The organism is Mongoliimonas terrestris (genome assembly GCF_001927285.1).
GTDB lineage: Bacteria > Pseudomonadota > Alphaproteobacteria > Rhizobiales > Pleomorphomonadaceae > Chthonobacter > Chthonobacter terrestris.
Genome location: NZ_MSIG01000049.1, coordinates 1 through 1,181, shown reverse-complemented (window position 1 = coordinate 1,181; position 1,181 = coordinate 1). Strand labels below are relative to the sequence as shown.

Sequence of the window (1,181 nt, the reverse complement as noted above, 5' to 3'; positions counted from 1 at the left end):
GCGGACCATTGTCTGTTTGTTTTGGGTCAGAGTTGGTCCGCCGGCTTAGAATGCCGGTGCCGGTTCGAGGCGGCCACCTCGAACCGGCGGTGGTGGTGGACCGAGCGGACCTGGGGCTTTTCGCCCGTCGTCATAGAGGTCGCCACCATCTTCCGACTTCGCTCGCAGAGTTGATTGGGCTCACCGCCCGCAGACAATGCCGAGCAAGCTAGAAGGTAGCACACCTTTGATCTCCGCCGCACCCATCTTCACCCGCATTCTCGGCTGCGATGTCTCCAAGGACAGCGTGGCGATCTACGACACGCACACCGGACAGCTCTTCTCGGTCGCCAATACAACCGAAGACCTGGCTCGCTTTCTTGTCGACCTCGGTTCGGAGACACTGGCGGTCTGCGAAGCCACCGGCGGCTACGAGCGCGTGCTCCTGGAGGCCCTCCTTGGCGCCGGCGTTCCGGCCCACCGGGCCGACACCGTGCGGGTCAAGGCCTTCATCCGTTCGCGCGGCGTGCGGGCCAAGACCGACGCCATCGATGCCCGTGGCCTGGCCCGCTACGGACAGGAGCGCGGCGGCGAACTCGCCCTTTGGGTCGCGCCGGACGGCGAACGGCTGCGCCTGCAGGCCCTGGTCGTACGCCGATCCGAACTCGTCGCCGTGAGGACCGCCGAGATCAACCGCTCCAAGGCGCCGGGAGCCGCCCTCCTGGCCGCCTCCCATCACCGCCTTCTCGCCTTCCTGGAGAGCGAACTCCAGGAACTCCGCCGCGAGATCGACCAGCTCGTCGCCGCCAGCGAGCGTCTTCAAAAGACCCTTCAATGCCTGATGTCCATCCCGGGCATCGGGGCCCTCACCGCCGTCGCGCTCGTCGCCCTCATGCCCGAGCTCGGAACCCTCCACGGCAAGCAGGCCGCATGCCTTGCCGGCGTCGCACCCCACGCCAGGGACAGCGGCACCTACCGCGGATATCGCACCACCGGCGGAGGGCGAAGAACCATCGCCACCCTCCTCTTCATGCCAGCCCTCGCCGCAGCACGCGCAAAGGGACCCTTGCGGAGCTGGTACCAATCCCTCATCGCCCGCGGAAAACCCAAGCGCCTCGTCCTCACCGCCCTCATGCGCAAAATCATCGTCATCGCCAACGCGAGGATCCGCGACATGAACCTGCAGAACTGAGTTGATGACG

Annotated in this window: 1 protein-coding gene; it reads left to right on the top strand. The window is 66.4% G+C overall.

The window, feature by feature from the left end:
- Positions 1–226 precede the first annotated feature (226 nt).
- Entirely contained in the window at positions 227–1,171 is a 945-nt protein-coding gene (locus BUQ68_RS22555; RefSeq protein ID WP_075218280.1) for an IS110 family RNA-guided transposase, read from the top strand.
- Positions 1,172–1,181: the final 10 nt, after the last annotated feature.